The organism is Parcubacteria group bacterium (assembly GCA_016204045.1).
GTDB lineage: Bacteria > Patescibacteriota > Minisyncoccia > Phycocordibacterales > UBA2135 > JACQLQ01.
In genome coordinates, this window is record JACQLQ010000004.1 from 247,295 (window position 1) to 268,591 (window position 21,297).

General features: G+C 47.0%; 19 protein-coding genes. 2 read left to right on the forward strand and 17 right to left on the reverse strand.

What is annotated here, in order from left to right:
• Positions 1 to 3: 3 nt before the first annotated feature.
• The 12 genes from HY455_03720 to HY455_03775 all read right to left on the reverse strand — a co-directional run bounded on the left by HY455_03720 (position 4) and on the right by HY455_03775 (position 14,295).
• The gene (locus HY455_03720) at positions 4 to 783 is read right to left on the reverse strand and encodes a hypothetical protein (GenBank protein ID MBI4118616.1); all 780 of its coding nucleotides are present in this window, start codon (positions 781 to 783) and stop codon (positions 4 to 6) included.
• A 40-nt stretch (positions 784 to 823) separates the two neighbouring features.
• Entirely contained in the window at positions 824 to 1,768 is a 945-nt protein-coding gene (locus HY455_03725; protein ID MBI4118617.1) for a polysaccharide deacetylase family protein, read from the reverse strand.
• Positions 1,768 to 3,534 (reverse strand): asparagine synthase (glutamine-hydrolyzing), encoded by a 1,767-nt coding sequence (gene asnB, locus HY455_03730; protein ID MBI4118618.1) that lies wholly within the window; start codon positions 3,532 to 3,534, stop codon positions 1,768 to 1,770. Before asnB (HY455_03730) ends, HY455_03725 begins: the two co-directional genes overlap by 1 nt.
• A 6-nt stretch (positions 3,535 to 3,540) precedes the next feature.
• Positions 3,541 to 4,353 (reverse strand): CDP-alcohol phosphatidyltransferase family protein, encoded by an 813-nt coding sequence (locus HY455_03735; GenBank protein ID MBI4118619.1) that lies wholly within the window; start codon positions 4,351 to 4,353, stop codon positions 3,541 to 3,543.
• A 1-nt stretch (position 4,354) separates the two neighbouring features.
• Positions 4,355 to 5,239, reverse strand: coding sequence for a class I SAM-dependent methyltransferase (locus HY455_03740; protein ID MBI4118620.1), 885 nt, complete (start codon positions 5,237 to 5,239; stop codon positions 4,355 to 4,357).
• A gap of 2 nt (positions 5,240 to 5,241) precedes the next feature.
• Positions 5,242 to 7,359 carry a DUF4147 domain-containing protein gene (locus tag HY455_03745; protein ID MBI4118621.1) on the reverse strand — a complete coding sequence of 706 codons (2,118 nt, stop codon included), beginning with the start codon at positions 7,357 to 7,359 and terminating at the stop codon, positions 5,242 to 5,244.
• Between the two features lie 72 nt (positions 7,360 to 7,431).
• Positions 7,432 to 8,640, reverse strand: coding sequence for an aminotransferase class I/II-fold pyridoxal phosphate-dependent enzyme (locus tag HY455_03750; GenBank protein ID MBI4118622.1), 1,209 nt, complete (start codon positions 8,638 to 8,640; stop codon positions 7,432 to 7,434).
• 16 nt (positions 8,641 to 8,656) lie between these two features.
• Positions 8,657 to 10,582: an asparagine synthase (glutamine-hydrolyzing) gene (gene asnB / locus HY455_03755; GenBank protein ID MBI4118623.1), complete on the reverse strand. Its 1,926-nt coding sequence runs from the start codon at positions 10,580 to 10,582 to the stop codon at positions 8,657 to 8,659.
• Between the two features lie 3 nt (positions 10,583 to 10,585).
• Entirely contained in the window at positions 10,586 to 11,944 is a 1,359-nt protein-coding gene (locus HY455_03760; GenBank protein ID MBI4118624.1) for a CDP-glycerol glycerophosphotransferase family protein, read from the reverse strand.
• 27 nt (positions 11,945 to 11,971) lie between these two features.
• Positions 11,972 to 12,565 (reverse strand): SIS domain-containing protein, encoded by a 594-nt coding sequence (locus HY455_03765; protein ID MBI4118625.1) that lies wholly within the window; start codon positions 12,563 to 12,565, stop codon positions 11,972 to 11,974.
• A gap of 6 nt (positions 12,566 to 12,571) precedes the next feature.
• A complete protein-coding gene (locus tag HY455_03770) occupies positions 12,572 to 13,582 on the reverse strand; it encodes a GHMP kinase (GenBank protein MBI4118626.1) in 1,011 nt (336 codons plus the stop codon).
• A gap of 2 nt (positions 13,583 to 13,584) precedes the next feature.
• Positions 13,585 to 14,295: an NTP transferase domain-containing protein gene (locus HY455_03775; protein ID MBI4118627.1), complete on the reverse strand. Its 711-nt coding sequence runs from the start codon at positions 14,293 to 14,295 to the stop codon at positions 13,585 to 13,587.
• A gap of 170 nt (positions 14,296 to 14,465) precedes the next feature.
• Here HY455_03775 and HY455_03780 point away from each other — a divergent pair, with 170 nt between their 5' ends.
• Complete coding sequence (locus HY455_03780; protein MBI4118628.1) at positions 14,466 to 15,656, forward strand: aminotransferase class I/II-fold pyridoxal phosphate-dependent enzyme; 1,191 nt, start codon at positions 14,466 to 14,468, stop codon at positions 15,654 to 15,656.
• 127 nt (positions 15,657 to 15,783) lie between these two features.
• Positions 15,784 to 16,089 (forward strand): hypothetical protein, encoded by a 306-nt coding sequence (locus HY455_03785; GenBank protein ID MBI4118629.1) that lies wholly within the window; start codon positions 15,784 to 15,786, stop codon positions 16,087 to 16,089.
• A 101-nt stretch (positions 16,090 to 16,190) separates the two neighbouring features.
• Here HY455_03785 and HY455_03790 read toward each other — a convergent pair whose 3' ends face one another.
• The 5 genes from HY455_03790 to HY455_03810 all read right to left on the reverse strand — a co-directional run.
• The gene (locus HY455_03790) at positions 16,191 to 17,117 is read right to left on the reverse strand and encodes a glycosyltransferase family 2 protein (GenBank protein MBI4118630.1); all 927 of its coding nucleotides are present in this window, start codon (positions 17,115 to 17,117) and stop codon (positions 16,191 to 16,193) included.
• 11 nt (positions 17,118 to 17,128) lie between these two features.
• On the reverse strand, positions 17,129 to 18,064 hold the full coding sequence (locus tag HY455_03795; protein MBI4118631.1) for an NAD(P)-dependent oxidoreductase: 936 nt from the start codon (positions 18,062 to 18,064) through the stop codon (positions 17,129 to 17,131).
• Complete coding sequence (locus tag HY455_03800; protein MBI4118632.1) at positions 18,057 to 19,874, reverse strand: hypothetical protein; 1,818 nt, start codon at positions 19,872 to 19,874, stop codon at positions 18,057 to 18,059. Before HY455_03800 ends, HY455_03795 begins: the two co-directional genes overlap by 8 nt.
• Positions 19,852 to 20,958 (reverse strand): glycosyltransferase family 4 protein, encoded by a 1,107-nt coding sequence (locus HY455_03805; protein MBI4118633.1) that lies wholly within the window; start codon positions 20,956 to 20,958, stop codon positions 19,852 to 19,854. The genes HY455_03800 and HY455_03805 overlap by 23 nt, the downstream gene beginning before the upstream one ends.
• A gap of 3 nt (positions 20,959 to 20,961) precedes the next feature.
• A partial coding sequence (locus tag HY455_03810) for a glycosyltransferase (protein MBI4118634.1) occupies positions 20,962 to 21,297 on the reverse strand: 336 nt, incomplete at its 5' end.

Consider the following 21,297-nt stretch of genomic DNA (forward strand, 5'->3'; position numbering starts at 1 on the left):
ACTCTACCCTAATGCTATTAAACGCGGGTCTGAAGGCCGCTCCTCAAGATACTTGGAAAGTATGCCGCTCTCAAGAATTTCGTAATACTTTTTCAATACCCCTTCGTTGAAATCAATCTTTTTGTAAAACTTGTCCTCTCCACCCGCCCACTGCTTCGTCCTTTGAAGCGCTTTGCCGCTCTCGAGTGTTTCCAGGATCGCGAGGAGGGCTTTGCCTCCTTCCACAATCGTCTTGCATCCGAGTGTGTGCACAGTATCTTCTGGGGCTATCTGGGGACGAACGTGTGCAATGATATCCCCGGAATCTATCCCTGCGTCAATGTGAAGTAAGGTGGCGCCTACATACTGGGGCTCTTTATTAACAATAGGCCAGAAGTTAGTTCCCGATCCTCGGTAGTAGGGGGAAAGACCGAGGTGCATGTTTATGAACTTCCCTGACGGAATGAGCGAGAGGAGGGGCTCTTTCAAGATCCAAGATCCGAATACGAATGCCGCATCAGGACGAAATCTCTTCACCGCCTCATACACAAAAGGTGTGTTAACTTCTTTGTGAAGTATCGGGAGTGTGGGAGCATGAAATGTTTCGTGCTCACCAAAAAATTTCTGCTCTGTTTCAAGTCGTAAAGCAAAATGCTTCTTCACGAGAGCGCTCTCCTCCGAAGGGACTACGCCATCGTAGGATTTGCACTCGGACACTACAAGACATTCGGAAGCGCTCTTTGCAAGCGTATTAGCTATATATTTATGCCTTAAGGCATTACTTGTGAATACAACAATCCTCATAAATATAGATACTTAAACCCGAAAAAGCAGGAAAAGGTCTTTAGACCTTTTCCAGGAAATCTCTTATATTATTCGTATCATAACGAGGAATACGAAACTGACTGTCCGTCTCCGAAACCCCTCGCTTTTCGGTTGTAAGCGCGTGCGTGAACCCTTCTTCCTTAAGAACCACGGACGCATATTCTGGAGCGCCCCCCTGGGGATAGGAAAGCAACGTAACCTCTCTCCCCAGTATACGACCCAATCCCTCTTTTGACTTAATGACTTCGTGCCTCACCTCTTTTTCACCCAAACGATCGAAGGGGGTATGTGTGTGACCGTGGCTTCCGATGGCAAACCCTTTTCTACCCAGTTCCTCAATTTCTACTGTCGACATGAAGAGGTCGCGCGCGAACTCCTTCTCGTCGAGGCCCAAAGTAAGAAAAACTCTTTGCAAAAAGGCATCTCTCATCTCAAGCGGGATGATGTTCATGGTCTCCTTAAAGTTTGCTGTAAATACATCGTCCCACACCTTTCTTGCTTCCGTAATTCGCCTATCTTTAGGAATAGTATACGTAGCGACCTTGTCCGGATTAGTTTCCCTTAAAAAAACATTGAACTCCTCGACGAGTTTTTCTGTCGGGACATAAGAAAGGATGATATGTATCTTGTGCGTTGCTGGAAGTACATTTTCGAATGTTTCGGTAATGGGGAAAAAGGTCGCATGTTTTACAGCGTGTTTCTCTAATATAGGGACGGCGTTCTCAAAGTTGTCCTTGAGTCCGTCATCAAAAGTTACGGCGCACACCCTCTTGTCAGACTTCTCGCGGGCCGCCTCGAAAACTTCGGGGATTGAGACAACGGCGAATTGCTCTTTCAAAAAGGCAATCTGCCGATCAAATTCCGCTACCGGGCATGAATGAATTGCCGAGAACTTAGGATCAGGATCGCGTACATAATGATACGTGACAAGTATTTGTTTGTCTTGGGGGTTAAATAATGTCATTAATCTATAAATGCTCTAAACCATAATTCGAGGTTTACGCATTGCCAGATAAAAAAGGAATTGTCCTGATTCCCCTTCCAAAAGTCCTCCACCTGCCTTCCGAGAACTTCGTGGTTCCAATAGGGTCTTCGTTTAAATGACGGCGAATTGAGTATCTCCAAAATCATCTCCTTATGATACTTCCTAAACCAATCGCCCTGCACACTGCTGAATGTCTTCTTTTCGGTCGCGCCGACGATATCTGGCAAATATTCCCCCATCGCTTCACGAATGAGAACCTTTTGGGAAAGCTCATTAATTTTATATTGAATGGGGAGAGAGAAGCAAAACTCAACTAAACGATAGTCCAGAAGGGGTAGTCGTAGTTCAGTGCCATACGCCATGCTCATGTGATCGTGGAATCTAAGAACACGCGGCAATTTTGTATGAGCAATATCTCTATACTGCGCATTCTGCACATGTGAATCAAGAGGAGCCTCAAAAAAGATCGCGTTCTTTTCATGCTTTTTTACAAAGTCATCGTTCAAAATGTTGGCTCGTCGCAATGAGGATGCGTCCTGTCCATACAAGCTAGGGGCAACTCTTTTTTGCGTAGGTTCTCCCCCTCTGTCTTTTTCGTATTCGTGTCGATAGTACGAATACCCCCCAAGGATCTCATCACCTCCTTGCCCCTCCAAAAGTACGGTCACGCCCTTCTCCCGCGCCATTCGGAACAGATGGTCGTGGGCAAGTGTTGGAATGCCACCATAGGGCTCCCCTTGCACAAGATTCATGCGAGCTGCTTCAGTAAGGATAGTTTCGGGAGATATGCTTGTCGTATGCCACCTTGCCCTTTGCGCTTGATTCAGATGTGCTTCAATAGATCGGCATTCATTGTACCTTTCGTCTTCATAGCAAAACGAGAAAGACGGCAAATCCTGATTCAGGATTTTTTTTGAGAAATAAAGCAGCGTATTGGAATCAAGCCCACTCGAAAGATTGATACCTACGGGCACATCACTTCTGAAGCGAATCCTTATCGCATCGGCAAGAAGCTCTTTGAACCGCCCCTTCAAGGACTCGGCATCCTGTGTGTCTCCCCCCTTTAAGCTTCCGTGGTTTTTAAGATCCCAATACGAGGAGATGGTAATAGCCCCGTTCTCCCACAGGAGGTAACTCCCCGCTGGCAATTTTTGTATGTCAGAAAAGAAGGTTTCGTTCGTATGGTCATAAAGCCCGTAATAGAGATAATCAAATATCATTCGTTCGTTGGGGGCTTTCCCAAAACCAAGGGCATGAAGTCCTTTTATTTCAGAAGAAAAATAAAATGCGTTCCTTTGCACTGTATAGAAAAACGGCTTCACTCCCATTCTGTCTCGCGCACAAAAAAGCTTTTTCTCCTTTTTATCCCATATGGCAAAAGCGAACATCCCGTTAAGTCGGTTGAGGCATTTTTCGCCCCATGCCATATACGCAGCAAGAAGGACTTCGGTGTCAGTCTCTGTTTTGAACTCATACATACCCTTTAACTCCTCCTTGAGTTCTACGTAGTTATATACCTCGCCGTTGTAGACAATGATAAAACGCCCGTCATTTGAGACAAAAGGTTGGTGCCCGGCCTGTGTAAGGTCGATGATTGAAAGCCGCCTATGCCCTAGTGCGACACCCTCTTTGGCATCATAATAAAGTCCCGCATCGTCAGGTCCACGATGCGTCATGCTATCTCGCGCATGTTCAACTTGTTCCCGAGGAAGAGTCACCCCAAGGGCTCCGATTATTGCACACATATAATGTTACTTGCCCGCCTCGCGACTTACTCCTTTTTCATACGCAAGAAAAGAAAAATAAGTGCGTGCAAAGTTTGGCACAAGATAGCCAAGGTTGTAGAGCAATATAAGAATCATATAGCCCCCCAGAAACTCCCACTGCTTGAGAAGTGCGAGAATGGTAATCCAGGTTACAATACCGGGTTCGGCAAAGAAATTTCCTTTGATAAGCGTGTGGTGATATATCTTCGCGAGACGGACAAATAATCCTGGGGGAGACCCCGCTTCACTTACATCGTCAAAAACACTGGTCTTTTCTTTCCCGCCCTTGTCCCAAAAGAAAGTCAGTATCTTTGTGTTCGTGAGACGGTAGAAAAGAAAGGAGATCGAAGTAAGCGCAGATAGAAAAAGTATAGACGACGGAGTGAGAGCGTACACGGAGACATTCAATGAAAAAAGATAGTACCCTACAGATACGGGGACAACGGAGTAAAAGATGTCAGCGCCAAAGGAATCCATGATGGCTCCATATGAAGAAGCTCCGCGCACACGCGCCATGTCGCCGTCGACGGAATCATGAAGAATGAAGAGGAGGAGAGATATGACTGCCACGAGAGGATTACCAATGACAAAAAAATATGCAGCCGCGCCAATAAAAAGAAAGCTAATAAAGGTTATATGGTCCGGCTTGAGACCAAGGTTGAGATACAGATATGCGGGGTATGGCGCCAACAACTTCCCAATAGCGTTAATGGGTATAAGACGTTCTTCGATCTTTCGAGATACGCTTCTCCCTGGGTCATAGCGTGTCGCAAGAATTTGTTTCAGTGTGTACTTCATTTTAATAATGTTTGAACCATACCTCCCAAAGCTTAGCTTCTTTGGGAAAAGGCCGCTTCAGTGCGCGAACCATCCAGTTCTCACCCAAGATCCCCTCGGCATTGAGCAAAAAAAGGATGTTTTTAACAAAGTCAGGAAGCTTCAGTGTGTTGTAGGGTTTATACTCAAAGAATTCTCCTAGTCGTTTTTTCTTAACCTCAACATCTCCGAACTTCCTAAAGAATTTTTTCACTTGCCCCCTGGTGTAAACGTCGGTTTTTGGTGCACTCCCATGGACTTCCGAGACCTCGCTATAGACCTTTTTCCAATCAAAACCATGCTTCCACCACTTACCAAGCAAAAGCCCATGAATGAGGCATCGTTTAATGTAGTGTTTCCATCCGCGCGCATAGACCAAGATCATGGCTTGTCCATCTGGCTTTAACACACGATATATTTCATCAATGGCTTTTTGTGTATTAGGCGTGTGGTGGACGACACCAATAGATAGCACTACGTCAAATGTATTGTCAGGGAACGGCAGCTGTTCTGCGTTCCCCTCTTTAATCTCTTTGTAGGGAAGTTTTCGCAAGTCGAGGTTGAGTTTCGTCAACATCACTTGGTCTTGACCCAAATCAACTCCGGAGACAATGGCCCCGCCCTTCGCATACTCGATGAGGTCCGTCCCGATGCCAATGCCGATCTCAAGCACTTGCTCGCCAGGATGATACTCAAACTCCGCCCATTTTTTAATGTGCGGATAGTAGCGGTCATACCGCTTGAAAGAGAGCTCGTTAAACCACGCCAGTGTAAAGGGCTCTTTTCGGGAGTACCATTGCTGGGGGATGTTTTTCTTCCCCCAATAATTTCTCACCTCTTCAATAGTCAGTTTTTTATTCTCCTCCATAGTTACTTACTTTCCGATAGCTCTCCACGAAGCTGCGGAAGCACTAAAAACATCATTATATCACAGACATTTGTCCCCGTAGGGTGGCCGACATGGATATTCGAGTTGATCTGGGAAAGAAGACGATTTGCTTTGTGTGACTCCAAAAAAGAGGATATTGCCGGATCGAGTCCTTTTTCTTCTAGAAGACGCAGTGAATGCGCATCAATGATGCCGCCCGCGGATTCGGGAATAAAATCAATACCATCTGTACCGACAGAAGCAACGCACCACTCTCCTTCAAATGGCTGAGACTGGAGATGCTGCAAACATGCAAGAACAAATTCCTGATTCCTTCCTCCCTTCTTGTGCGGATAATCAAGCGTTACGGTTGTCTCTCCACCAAAGAGAAAAAGGGTTGGACGCTTAATTTCGTGCTCATGGACAAGATTGCACAGCTCATAAGCAACTTCCCGCGCCTCCCCTTGCACGTGAGACCTCACAACTACGTCTAAACCTTCGCCTTGTGCGCGCTCTTTGATCTTCTGGAGTACTCGGTCGTTGTCTGCAAGAATGTGGTGGCGCACATGAGAAAACTCATCGTCCTTTGAATCGATGTCTTTGTTTCTCTCAAGATATGCGAGGACGGTTTCCGGAATTTTCTCCCTCATGTTGCGTTTGTCGATAATCCGCAACGCATCGGCATACGTGGAAGAATCTTCCGCGAGAGGGCCCGAGGCGATGACGTCGAGATTGTTACCAACGACATCAGAGAGAACGAGAGAAATTATCGGTGTTGGGTAAAAGTGTTGGGCAAGCTTCCCGCCTTTAATCCGTGAGATTTTCTTTTTTATAATCGTGATGCCATGGACGTTTTCCCCGCTTGTGATAAGTGCTTGTATCGTCTTCTGTTTATCTTCAAGTGAAATGCCTTCCGCAGGATATGACATGAGCGATGAGCCGCCCCCTGAAACCAACGCTATGACAAGATCGTCTCCTTGTATGTTGAACCTCTGCTTGAGTGCGAGAACTTTTTCAGACCCGGCAACACTCCTCTCTGTTGGAAGAGGGTGATCCCCTTCGTGGATCTCGATCTTTTCTGGAATATGGATTGTGTCATTTGAGATGACGACGCCTGCTGTTATTCTTTCTTTACCGATAATCCGCTCAAGCTCTACTGCCATTGCGGCAGAAGCCTTGCCGGCACCGATAACAAAAATACGTTTTCCCTTGATGGGAAATTCTTTCTCTTGCACAAAAAGACTCTCGGGCGTAACCCTTACCGCCTCACGCATGAAACTCTTCGGAAGCGCGGACTGAATCCCCTCATGCGCTAACGAAAGCAACTTCTTTCGAAGCGGCGAAGTGGCAAGCTCCTCGTAATTTTTAAAAATGATGTTTTTTGCTTCGCTTTCCGCGCCAGAAAGAATGGTGCCAATGCACGCCTTCGCCTTCTCGTAATCATCCGGGGTATCAACTTCTGCCCATGCATAGTGGGGCAAGACCTTGTGCTTTCGAAGTGCAAATCTGCCGACCATCGCTTGAAGCGGAACAACAAAGGATATGTTTCTGTTGCCTGCTTCAAAAAGTTTTTCCGCCTCTTTGAAGTACACCCCACTCGCTTCCTGTGAAAGTTTGTATATGCCGATCGCCCACGCGCTCGCATCGGACTTCAAGTGTTTGCCGATCTTCCGCATGCTCCCATTTTCCAAGACAACCTTCATGGCGTCATCTTCCAATTTTGGAGACGGATCAGCGACAAAGCTGTTCTCAAAATCATTCGAAAGAATGCCCTCCAAAATTCCTGGATGAAAGATGATGTCCCCGTTAAAAAAAATCATTCCGTCCGTAATGTGATCTCGAGCAAGCCATAAGGAATAGATATTGTTTGTTGATTCGTACTCCGAGTTCAAAACATATGTTATAGAACAGTTTTTGTATCGGACACCGACTTTTTCCTGGACCGCTTCTCTACAATGACCAACTACGATAACGACCTCTGTTATGCCGCACGCAGAAAGATTGTCGAGCATATACTCGATTATTGTCTTTTCCCCAACTGGTAGGAGTGCCTTGGGATATTTTAGGGTCAAGGGGCGCATTCGCTTCCCCTCTCCGGCGGCACAAATGACGGCTTTCATGTACTCAATGGTAACACTTATTTTGGAGAAAAAGTCCCGTGTATATAGAAAAAACCCCTTGAAAATGGGGTTTTATGAACATTCCTTTTTCGCAAAATCGCGCATTCGCTCTATCCCTTCTATAGTGCGCTCATTTGTAAGGCCAACCCGGAAAAGGTCATTTCGTCCGAAATCCTCACCAGGGGTCACCGCGACAAGCGACTCGCTGAGCAACGCTTCAGCAAGCGTGAGAGAGTCTTTAAATCTCCCCCCGAGACACGCGGACACATCAATGGGCATGTAAAAGCTTCCCGAAGGATCCAGAACCTTGAGCGGTGTACCTTCTAGTATTGTCTTCGCGAGGGCCAATCGCTCTCTGTAGGAAGCAATCTCTTTGCGTATCTCTTTCTCAAGAAGCTGCTTCCTGTTTTGGAGAGAAACAAGACCCGCAAACTGTGTCACTGGGTCGACACAGACGATATTGTGCCGCTGAAACCGAAGCATCGGTTCGACAAGCTCCTGGGGCACAATGGCATAGCCTAGACGCCGGGTGTACATGTGGTGGATCTTTGAAAAGCCGTTCAACACCACGACACAATCTTTATTTCCCCGAGCCACGCGAAGTATGGGACAAAAATCATCGCCATATACAAACCCGTCGTATATTTCGTCGGAAACGACTACTGCTTGCCCGTCCACAATCTCGAGTATGCGCTCCATTTCCTCGCGGCGGACAACATTGCCGAGAGGATTCCCCGGCGAGTTGAGAACGACGAGTCTTGTTTTCCCTGGGGTAAAGCGCCTTTCGAATTCTTCGAGGTCAACTCTTCCGTCGCTTGTAACGGAATAGAAAACGGGGGTCACTCGAGCAATAACAGTGTTCGCAAAGTATGGTGGATAATACGGGAGAGGTAGAAGCACTTCGTCACCTGGATCAAGCAGCAGCTGATAGAGCATCAGGAAGAAGGGACTTGTTCCGTTGTTGATAAAGACTTGGTCTGGACGTATTGAGACGGCATGCGTTCTCTCATACTCCTCGACGATTGCCTGGCGAAGCGATAGGAGTCCTTGCGCGTCAACGATCTCGCGCTTTTCCTTGTCATAGATACTCTTGGCCACTTCATCAGCAACAACTTCCTGCATGGGTACTTCGGACTTGCCCAAGTTGAGTTTGATGACGTCTTTACCTTTGAGGACGAGGTCGTTTGCCAATCGGTCAATGCGCAGTACGTGGAAATCGGGAATGCGTGACGCTATGCGAGAAAGGTGCATAGGGGGCTGTTTCTTTTCAAAATTTCTCATGAGAGTTTAGCAGACTTTATAGGCGAACACCATATTCCCGCATCCACACTTCCAGGTTGATAAGCGCCCAGACATCCCGACCCGTAAGAGCATTTCGCCCTGGAGAAAGTCTCTGAGAAAGCATCTCTTTGTCGTAAAGGGAAGCAGAATGGGAGTCAGAAGCAAGCAACAGTTCCCTGCCGGTCTTTATCAGTGAGCCCGACAACCATTCATTAAGGGGGACAGGAAACCCAAGCTTTTTTCGCTCTGCGATCTCCTTGGGGAGGAATCTGCTCCCGATTTTACGCAACAGATATTTTGTCACGTCGTGGACATCACTAATCTGGTCACTATTTAATACCCTTGCGTTCTCTCTGTCCCTCTCCGACTTCCACGCCATTTTGTATTTCATTGGTAAGGACGAAACATATTCTACGACCTTGTGGTCAATGAACGGGACCCGCCCTTCAACAGATGCTCCCATGGCGGCGTTATCCAGTCGTCCCAATATACCCAAGAGGTGAATTCTTTGGAAAAAATGTACGTACTGCTCTGAGGAAGACAGTCCTTCGGCTTTTTTCAACTCACTCTTTATGTATTCTCTGTTTAAGATCTGATCCTTAGCTTCGGGAAAAACTTCCCCACTAAGGAGCGAGCGTGTGGTCTCGTAGGCCGTATATGGATACTGAAACAAAAGGTGGTCAACAAGTTCCTCAAAAATAGCATCTCCGTATTTTTGTTTTAAATTGGAGAATAACGTCTTCTGCTCTTCGGGGGATAGTGCCTCCAGTTTGCGTCGTCCTGCCATCAGGTCAAAATCATCGCCGCTCCGAAATATTCTCCCATAGCCGCCAAAAAGTTCATCAGCCCCCTCACCAGAAAGTACCACAGTAATATGCTTTTTGAGTTCCTTGGAGAGGGCGAGGAGCGGAATTTCATTGGGCACATGAAGTGGGGCATCCTTATACCTAATCGCTTCCGGCAACATATCAAAATATTCATTCTCCCCCATGACTATCTCGTGGTGATCAGTCTTGAGTTTCTTTGCAACCATGCGTGCGTGCCCCAATTCATTGAATCCCTCTTCCGAAAAACCTACGGAAAATGTTTTGACCGGCTTATCCGATATCTCCGACATGAACCCCACGAGCGCGCTTGAATCAAGTCCTCCAGAAAGATACGCCCCGAGCGGCACGTCACTTATCATGTGGGACTTGACTGCTTTTTTCAGGATTTCTTCTGTGTGTTTCAAAATTTCCTCTTCTCCGGCATCGCTTTTATCCTTAACGACAGGTAATTCCCAGTATTTTTGCGGCTTCGGAGCTTTGCCTTCAGTCACAAACGCGTAGTGACCCGGCAAAAATGAATAGACCCCTTCAAAAAAAGTACTCTCCCCGAGAGGGTATCTATAGCTCAAATAGTCTAAGAATGCTCTTTTGTTGAGAACCTTTGACATCCGCGCTGACTCAAGAATCCCCTTCATTTCTGAAGAAAAGTAGAAAACATCATTATAAAAGCTCCAAAATAATGGCTTTATGCCCAACCGGTCGCGTGCGACAAAAAGCACTCTCTCTTTTCTGTCCCAGATGGCGAACGCAAACATGCCGTCAAGTTTCTGAAGACACTTCTCCCCCCAGACTACATACGCCGCAAGCAAGACCTCGGTATCCGTTTGTGTCTTAAACTTGTACTTACTTCCAATCTCATTCTTTAATTCTCGGTAATTGTAAATCTCACCATTGAAAACAATCGCGTATCTATCATCAAATGAAAAGAGCGGTTGACGCCCTTCGGGAGAAAGGTCAATGATGGAAAGCCGTCGATGCCCCAAGGCAACGCCCTCTTTGGGCTCATAGTAAAGCCCTGCGGCGTCGGGTCCACGATGCACCATGAGGTCGCGGGCCCTTTCAAACATTTCCCGTGAAGGCAATACGTCTCCAACGACACCAATGATTGCGCACATATATTAAGATTGCGTAGTTAGAATCTGAAATAATGCCTGCACCATTCTCTCTGCGGATTTCCCGTCACGCTTATATATGAATTCATCGATTGTTCTTCTTGTTTCCCTCTCGCGCCCTTCTTCCAAAACACCTTTGAGGATTTGGAGGAACTCTTCTTTGTTCTCGGCAAGCCATGTACCACGGGTCTCCATTAATTCTCTGATATAGTCACTAACAAATAAGCGCTTCACCGAACCATGTTCCTCCACGGATGCATCGACATCAAAATTGAAGTTCACCACCGGTATCCCGCACGCAAGAGCATCAAGCGAAAGAGTTGAGGCCGAATTCACGCACACATCAGCATGATACAACGAATTAAAGAGGTTGTAGACATGATCAATAGAAGTATCGAAATGATCCCTAAGTGCGTGGTTTTGTTTATCGCTTGTATCAACACTCAAGCCCTCTTCCCCCTGAAGTACCGCGAAGCGCTCCGCGTCTCCCTTATAACCAAGGTGCGGACGCACCAATATATTGGCCTCTTTAATGAACCCCTTCTTCATGTACTCTTGTATCAGACGTACATGCTTTGTCTCATCAAACAATTCGGCCCCACCCGACCCGTAGAGAATAATTTTCTTTTTTGGATCAAACTTATGCTTCTCGCAAAACTCTTCTCGAGAAAGTAGTCCCTCCTTCCTCGCATAAAAATCGAACTGGGGCACGCCCGTTACAATAGTCTCCTCGGGAGAATAGCCCTGAAGTGCCAGAGCCTTCTCTCGAGTGAAATTATTCCAGACTAGGAGAAAGTCGGCCTTTGTGGGAAAAAGGGCTTGAGAGACGTTATCCCAGCTTTTGGGCATATCAACGGTAGTAACCCCGAATCTCCTGGCGCTATTGAGAAGACCGCAATCGGCTCCCGAGGCGGTGTTGAACACAAGATCTGGTTTATATTTTTCGAAAAGATCGTCGTGAGCTCGAAGCGGATTTACAAGAGCATGTATCCATCGGATGAGTCTTTTGGCCCCTGGGATGTATCTTAGCGGTGCAAAAAAAGCCATCCGAAAAGGAAGTAGAAACTGGTTGGGGTTTCTATGCGTGCCGATACTGTACTTGTAACGCGCATAGACACTGCTGTTGAATACAGCTCCCTTAGATAACTCCCGGAAAAAGCCCCGTAGCCGTTCGCGTTGATCCCAAAACAGCGGTTCAATAAACAAATCCTTGTGCTTGAACGCATCAAAAAGTTCTGGGGTTTTATAATACGGTGTCAGTAGAACGACCCTCATCCCTTTGTCGAGAAGGCCACGTATGACGCCTGTATGGAACAGATTACGAATGATGCCCCCTCGGGAGACGGTAATGAATATCGTCTTCATTGGTCTATATAACGTCCTCTAGACTGTCTAAGTTCTCTCGGCGTGCTGAAAAGAATCCTGGAAATATTGAGTGAATAGGTGCAAAATGACAGCGTGAATCCCCTCTACGACGCTGTAGCGCCCCTTGGGGGTGGGTACAAAGATCTTTGCATCGGCAAGTTCGTTTAGCTTCCCGCCGTCAAAACCGGAAATACCAATAACCGGAACACGGTGCTTTTTTGCCAACTCGACCGCCTTAATGACATTGGCGGAATTGCCGGAGCTTGAGATTGCAATGACGCAGTCGCCTTCCTGTATATAGTTCTGGAGTGGCCCAGCAAAAACCATGTCATACCCGATGTCGTTCGCCCATGCTGTTAACTCTTCTTCGGTTGTAGGGACTCGAATCGCTTGGAACCGCTTCGTACGTCCTTCGAGGTTGTAGCTGAAGACGGTTTTGTTAAAATCACTCACCCAATGTGTGGCAAGAGCAAGCGAACCTCCGTTTCCGAATATATAAATACGCCCGTCACGCTCATACGTCGCTTGGATGATGTTCATTGCCCGAGCAATTTCTTCAACGGGCAATTTCTTAATTGTTTCCCCAACCTCGTCTATAAAGTTTTGGATGTAAACTCTCATGGCTTTCTATTGTTGTTGGTAGTTAAATAACACATCCGTACCCGATTGTACAAATTTTACTGGTATCTCTCTAAAATCCGAGAGTGCACTTCCCAAGGCGGCCTCTGTCACCATCTTTCGGATCACATCATGTTTTTGCGGGTCGGCAAGAAAAAGGACGCACCCTCCTCCACCGGCACCTAACACTTTTCCACCCCAAGCCCCAGCGGATCGCCCTGCCTCATAGAGAGTATCTATGGCCGTATTTGAAATATTGTTTGCGAGCGTTTTCTTTAACAGCCACCCATCGTGAAGCATCTCTCCCATCCCCTTCATGTCGCCCGCAATCAATAATCGCTCAAAATCAAAAACAGAATCTGACATTTTTCTGTACGTGTCGAAGTGTTTGTCTACGTCAGCGCTTTGAGTCTTTAAGACGTCAGAGGCCGAGCGCGTAATGCCGGTGAAGAAAAGGAGTACGTGGTCCTCGAGTGCGGAACGCTTTTTGAAGTCGAGAAAGAGTGGCTTAACGTTAACGGAGTCGTCCTCGTTGAACTGAATGAGGTTTAACCCGCCGTAGGAGGCGGCATATTGATCTTGTTTACCGATTGGTTCTTTGAGCAAATCAATTTCCAGACGGCATGCGCCACACGCAACTTCTTCGGCACTGAGTTTGCGCCCCAAATGTATGTTGAGCCCTTTTAAAAGAGCGGCGGAAAAACTAGAGGAAGAACCTAATCCTGTCTTACTCGGAAGGTCAGCGAATGAGCCGATCTCTATACCTGGGTCTGTAATACCCAAATCAAGAAGAGCGGCTTTGATGCTCGGGTGTTTCAAATCTCTAGGATGAGACGCTGATTCGGTTATGCTGTAGCGCAAGAGAAATTTGTTGAGAAGCGGCGTTGGGTGGATGACCGCGTACACGTACTTATTGATAGTCGTCGAAATGACTCTTCCTGGGTATGTACGATAAAAAGCAGGAAGATCGGTTCCGCCCCCAACAAAACTTATACGCAATGGTGAGCGTGTAATAATCATAATCACTTTCTTGAGCCAAAAAAGACTTCTGCTTCTTTAAGCCTCTGCGGGGTGCCTATATCATAGAACCGGTGCGGAGAAACATAGGTTATAAGCTCCCCTCGCCGTATGAGTTCAGGAAAAAGCACATTGCCTATGGCGTCAGTATAGCCTTCTCCAATATACTCAAGGACCTTTTTATTGAACACCATGGCTCCTGCTTCTGCGTGGGTGCCGTTTGGGACTCCGCGCTGCTCATAGCCGGTGACGCAACCCTCCTCATCAACACACAAATTATTTGAGTAATTGTCGCCCCGTTCACTTTCATCTTTGAACTGGTACGACACTACAACGCCCTCCTTCCCCGACTTTGTGTAGAAATTAACAAGGTCCCTGTAATCAATCGGCAAAAAATTATCTCCGTACAAAAGCACAAATGAATCAGCAAGCTTTTCGTAAGCGAGGTGAAGAGCGCCGCCGTGTCCCAAGGGTTCGTGCTCCTGTGAGTATACTACCCGCAAACCGTAGGTACTCCCGTCACCAAAATGGTTTTCTATAACCTCCCCCAAGTGGCCCGTGAGAACAAGGATGTCCACAATGCCGTTTTCTTTCAAGAGTGCGAAAAGATGCTCAAGAAAAGGGCGGTTGCGCACGAGAACCATCGGCTTTGGAATCGTGTCAGTAAGGGGCCGGAGCCGCGTTCCTAAACCGCCCGCCAGTATTACCGCTTGCATAAATGGGATACTAGCACACTTCAATGGGGCAAAAAAGAAGCGGACACAACATGTAGGAAGGGTGTCAAGTACGTTTTGAGGAAGTGAATTATTAGAGATTCTGTGTTCTCATTGCGCATCCTCGTTCGTTGTAATAAACTTAATTTCAAGCATTCTCTAAAATAAACATTATGCGAATCCCTACAGCAAACACATCAATCGGGCAAGAAGAAATAGAGGCCGTAATGAAGCTTTTGAAAGAAAACGTCGTCACCCCCGGTAGCAAGGTTCGTGAGTTCGAAGACGGCATTACCCGCGTGTTCGGCAAAAAGCACGGGGTTATGGTGAACTCCGGGTCATCGGCGAATCTTCTTGCGCTCTACGCACACAAGAAACCAGGGCTTGAGGTCATTACCCCAGCGCTCACCTTTGGCACAACGGTCGCCCCCATCTTGCAGGCCGGAATGAAGCCAAAGTTTTTCGATTCCGAAGCAGACACATATGTAATAGATGTGGATGCAGTCGAAGAGTATGTCGAAAGCACTCCCAACGTGGAAAGGATCTTTATGATCCCCGCGCTCGTCGGCAACCTCCCCGACCTCACCCGATTGCGAGACTTGAGCAGGAAACACGGCAGCCTTTTTATACTCGATTCGTGCGACACGAACGGAGCGCTCTTTGACGGCAAGCCCATTGGCACGTATGCAGACATCGCCACAAGCTCCTTTTACAGCACACACATCATTACCGCCGGTGGTGGTGGAGGTGTCATAATGACTGACGATGACGAGTTGAAGTCGAAACTTCAGGTGCTCCGGGGCTGGGGGCGTGCCTCAGCGGGAACCCTTGAGTCAGAGGATATTAACGTGAGGTTCAATTACTCAATAGACGGCATTCCCTACGACAGCAAGCTCGCGTTTAAAGAGTGCGGCTTCAACATGCAGGTGACGGAAATGCAGGGAACAATCGCAGTTGAGCAGTTGAAAAAACTGCCAGAGTTCATGCGGATAAGAAAAGCAACCTTCAAAAAGATTTTCGACTTCTTTAAAACAAAGCCCTACTTTATTACACCGAAACAGCACCCAAAGACGGACACTCTTTTCATTAACTTCCCATTAACACTCACTCCCGACTGTCCGTTTACTCGCCAGGAGCTCGTCGTCTTTTTGGAAAACCACGATGTTCAGACGCGCGCGCTCTTTTCGGGGAACATAACACGGCACCCAGGATTCAGAGATTTAGTGGGCGGACCAATCCCATTCAAGAATGCGGACTATATCATGAAGAACTCGCTCCTCATCGGCTGCCACCAGGGGCTTACCGATGCACACTTAGAATATCTCTTTAGCGTCTTCGACCTTTTCCTCAAAGAAAAGGTGTAAAAGCGAATCTTCTCGCTTATTTGCGGTAAATATTCTACTATTGTCATAGTGATCTTTACGGAGAAAAGCTGTGCGTAAAACACCTGTGTTTCTCTTGTGCTTAGGAAGCTTAACGGCTTGTGTAGGGATGGAAAATATAGGAACGAGGCCCGTAGAGGCGGTGGTGGTAGGCAAAGAGGTGGCGGATGCTCCGAATTTTGCGCTGGGGATGCTGATCCTCGGTCTCCCGATACCAATGGGCACCGTCGAGCGCTGTACTCTCACTCTCGAAACTCCTACCGTACGTGAGCCAATTACTCTCGTAGACCCCCCGAACTGCAGAGACGCCGAGGTCGGCTCGCGTGTTCAAATCAAACTTGTGACACAAATGAGACCAGGCCCCGGGACTCCATCTCCATATACAGAATGGCAACTTCTCCGAGTTTTGAATTAAAAGCCCATAGATGGGCTTTTTATTTCGTCGAGCGAGGATGGAAAATGAAAGCTGTGCTTTCCTTTTCTCCGAGTGAAGACGAAATATGAGACGAAGTGCTCTTACTTATTCTCTATCACCTCGCGAACAATATAGGGCATTTTACCCCTTCCTTCGTAGTAGATTCGGAACAAAATCTCGGCGAGGAAGCCCATCATGAAAAGCAACATGCCGACGACGACGAGCAAAGATGCGAGGAGTGGGAGGGGTGTCTGTGTAAATGTCCAAAGCCCCATGAGCTTCAGCACAATCGCCGCTCCAGCAGTCACGATCCCAAGAAAGATGGAGGCGAGGCCCCACCCGCCGAAAAACATGAGCGGACGCATGAAGTAGTCGGCGAAAAACTTTACTACCAAGAGATCGAGAAAGAGCGTTGCTACTCTAAAGACAGAGTATTTTGTCTTGCCCGACTTACGTTCGTTATAGACAATAGGAACTTCGGTAACTTTAAAACCGCGCGCGTGACAGATTGCAGGAATGAACGCATGCATTTCTCCGTACAAAAAGAGGTCCTGAAATACTTCGCGCCGCGCGACTTTAAATTGGGACCCGAAATCACGAATATGAAGACCGGTTATGGTGCGCGTCACAAGATTTGCACATCGAGAAATGAGGCGCCTCCCCCATGTATCCTTCCTCCCCATGCGAAGCGTTGCGACCATGTCATATCCTTCCCGGAGCTTACTTACAAGCTTCGGTATGTCTTCCGGATTCTCCTGCAAGTCGGCGTCAATGATAACAACGACATCGCCCTTAGCTTGCCTCAAGCCTTCATTTAAAGCGGACGCGGGCCCAGTTCTGTGTCCAAAAACAACAATTTTAAGAGGCCTCAGGGTTTTTAAAATAGCGAGGGTGTTGTCGGTCGAAGGAGCATCAACGGCAATGATTTCATACGGCTCGTGCATTTCATCGAGCGTTTTTTTAAGACGCGCGTGAAGCTCACGCACGTTCCCCTCTTCATTGTATGTTGGAAAAACGACTGAAATCATAGCCACCTTTATTATTGATTCCCATACGGCCAATGCTTGATCGTTCGGTAGAACTTAATCAGTTCGGCAATGCCGAAGTCAAGAGAATACGCTGGCTTGAAGCCAGTTTTCTCGACCTTCTCATTTGAGACGATGTAGTTCCTTTTGTCCGGATCCTCCCCTATTTCTGCTTCGACAAAATAAAAATCGGGAAGATGCTTTTGTATGGCTTCACAAAGCTCTTTCTTGTTTAAGTTGGCGTCAGAAAGTCCGAGATTATATGCCTGGCCCTTCATGGTATCGAAATGCTCAATCGCGTGGAGATACGCTCGGGCGACATCACGAACATGAATGTAGTTCCTTTTAAAATGCGCTTGGAAGAGCACGATAAATCGGTCCATGACAGCACGGTGAACAAAATCGTTAACCAAGAGGTCAATCCGCATTCGAGGGCTTACTCCAAAGACTGTGGCGAGCCGAAACGCCATGCTGTTGCCCGCTTCCAATACAGCTTTTTCGGCCGCGACCTTCGTGCGACCATAAATAGAAATGGGGTTAAGTGGTGTATTCTCATCACAGAAAGTATCATTCTGACCCACGCCATAACCGCTGTTGGTGTTTGGGTAGATAATCTTCTGCTCGGGCTTCCGAAGTTTCAAAAGCGTTTCTATTGCTCCAAGATTAGTAGTGTGGGCTCCAATCTGATCGCGATCACAGACCAATGCCCCCAAAATAGCAGCAAGCGGTATCACGATGTCTATATCTTTTAGAGCTTTGGCAAGCGCCTCCTCATTGCGCGTGTCTCCACGCAGAATTTCTAAATCCGGGGAATGCATGAGGTGGGCGAGAGAAATTTGTCCATGCATAAAATTATCGAGCACGCGCACGCGGTGTCCTGCTTTGAGCAACTCCTCGGTCAAAATTGAACCAATATATCCGCTTCCTCCTGTAAGTAAGATTTTACTCATATTTGTATATGGTAACTCCGTTATCGTCATATACTATAGCATACTGCCTTATATATTCATCACTCCCGGCAAGGGCATGTTCGCGGGGGCCAACAAACACATAATCAAGGTGATAGGGCATCTCTTTCGGCAATGAGTAGTTGGCGTACGTGAGCAAGAGACCGTTTAGGACATCTTCCGGTAGGACGTATACCGGGTATTTCTCCGGACGCAGGTGCGAATCGAGGGCTCGACTATTATATTCTTCGGTAAAGAAGTTGAATACACCGAGGTGTGTCGATAGCACTTGAGATAACTTTTCCCCGGGGACACCAAAAAACTTGTGGGTGATATACATGCGCTCCAACACCTCTTTCTTCGATAGAAGATTGTTTTGGGCTCGCGCCTGAAAGACCCTGTTGTGTGTGTACCCAGCAAGCTCAATCGTGGTCTCGATCGACGGAGTCATTACCACGCTGTCTTTGGGAGTATTTTTAGTGAGCCACTCATAGGCGTCCATGACAGGTTTGGACACTGTGTAGTTTGGCGCGTCTTTTATATTTTCTTTGATGCTGCTTTCGACAACATGCGTCGTGAGCAAAACCACAACCACAATTGCGAGTAAAGAAAACACTTTGGTGGTATTAATCGTGTACTTTCTTTTCAAATACGGAGCAACGCGGAGCCACGCGTAATAGAGAAGCGTGGGCAAAAGCATGCCGTTTACGATCAAAAATACTTTGTTCCCCCAATGGTCGGATTGTATGGTGAACCCCGTGACAACGTTTATGTTGTACGCAACAATGCCGGTAACAGCGAGGGTGGCAAGGAAGTACCCAAGCATCCTTTTAGAAAAGTGCTTTCCAAAGTACAGCGCGAGAGCGGCCATGGCTACGAAGAGTGCGTATGTCTTCCACAGGAACCACCGTACTCCATGCCCCTCCTCAATCCCCATACGAGGCATAATGTCCCCATACGAAGAAAGCCCCGTGAGGTAATACTGGTTCAACCAAAATGGAAGCGAGATGACGACACCCGTGAGACCCGCAAAAAACACTGTTCGCGCTCCTGAATAATTTTTTGTGACGAGAAGCACCAAAAACAGTATCCCGAGAAAAATAGTTGCAAACACCCAATAGTAAAAATAGAGATAGAATAGAAGTCCGTAAAAGACGCCACCGAGTACAGTGAAAAGTTTTCTCCTGTTCTCATCGGTAAGCACTCGGTACATGCAATAAAACAGCATGACGAAAAAGGGGCCACCAGGGATGAACGAGTCGCGGGTAAGGAAATTGAGCTCGGATGCGGGGACGTTAGAGAACGGGATGAATTGGAAAAACAGCAATTTTAATTCCGTAAGGGAAGAAGGGGGAACTAAAACCATGAGCTGGGGAAAGAGCATGATCACATAGGCAGAAAAGAGCGAAAAGAGTTTGTTCTCTGTAAAACGAACAAGGAGAAAAAACAGTGCGAGGAAAAGCAAGACGGGAAAGAAAAGCTCGGAGAGTACTATCCCCGGAAACACCGAGTCGAATGGAAGCAAAAACGGCGAGACCATAAACGGAACGAGTATGGGCCATAAGATGGGGCCATCTTTATGCTCATAGGTGTCCATTTCTCCCGGGAAAAGCCTGCCATCAACCACATCTCGGTATCGAGATGCGCCGAAGTTCATGTGATCAAAATTTGGCTCCAGGGTAATAGGTATATACCGAAGGCCTTCAGATGTAAGTGTCTCGTAACGAACAAGGTGCGGTATAACAGAATAAACAAGGGCAATCGCAAAAACTGCGACAACAAGCAAAATCTTAATTGGAGTGATGTTCCACATGATGTATTCTCTTAACAATTTCGAGCAGCTCTTCTCCTGCCTTACGCCAGGAGAATTGTTTCGCGCGAACAAAGCCCGCTGTAATGAGTTTTTCCTTTTTGTCAGAACTTTCTACGACTTCTCGCATGGCGGCCGCAATATCTTTTGGCTCGTAAGGGTCGACAAGAAGGGCCGAACCTTCTCCGCCAACCTCCCTCAAAGATGATTGGTTGGACGTAATGACGGGAACCCCACAATCCATCGCTTCTAACACAGGATAACCAAATCCCTCAATAAGCGTGGGAAAAAGAAAGGCCTCTGTGCGCTTATAGACATAGGAAAGCTCTGGGTCATTCAAGTGCCCTACAAAGTGAATCTTTTCCGTGAGCTTATTTTCTTCAATAAAACGAAGTACGGAATCAAAATATTTCCCGCCTGATGGGTTTCCGGCGAGTACTAACGAATAATCTGGATGTGCCCCCTGAAACACGTGGAAGGCTTTAACGATATTTAAGATGTTCTTGCGTAATTTTAATATACCCGCGAAAAAGAAAAACTTTTCTGTGGGCAAGGGAACACGCTTCTCTGGAACGACACAAATCCTCTTGAAGCCGCAGTACACGACATCAATTTTGCCCTCGGGGATCTTGAAGAGTCGGGCTGTCTCTTCTTTTGTCGCGTGCGATATGGCAACGATAGCATCAGCTTTTTTAAGTGAATAGCCGTGGATAAGAAAAGTTATGAGCTTCTTTAGCTGTCCATCCAAAGTCTTATCCGCTAAATACCAGTACGCGAAGTCGAGCGCGATGATTATTGATTTCGGCGGTTTCCAAAAGAAGGGCATGACAGGTGTGTTAAAAATATAGACGTCACACCTCGGAGCATTTCGGAGTTTTTCGAGCCAAAACCTTCCTCCGCCCAATGATACGAACTTCCAGTTTTCCCCAGGAAACTGCGGCGGGGTCTTTGGCGTGTTTTTAAGAAAAACATAATATTCGTTTTGAGAATCAACGTCGAGCATCCCCTTCGTCAACTCAAAAATAGTCCGTGCGAGTCCTGCCGGTTTGTCTTCATCATATGGATGCAAAATGATGCCGATTTTCATGCCTTAATGTATTCCTTTAATTAACGTGAGAATCTTTTCTGCCCTTTTATCCCATGTGTAGAGCTTCGAATGGAGAAGCGCCTCGGAAGCAAGTTCTCTGCCCTTTGTGGAATTTTCCAAAACAAATTGTATTCCGTTGAGGAGGGCTTCGGAGTTATCTGGTTTAACAAAGTGCACCTGCCTATCATTCACCACTGCATGAATCGACGGGAGGTCGGAAGCTACGATCGGAACGCCGCTTGCCATGTATTCAAAAAGTTTTATCGGTGCTGTATCCATCTCCGAATACACAGCAAAACGCTTTTCTTTCGTTTCGAGCGAATTGGGAAGGACTAGCAC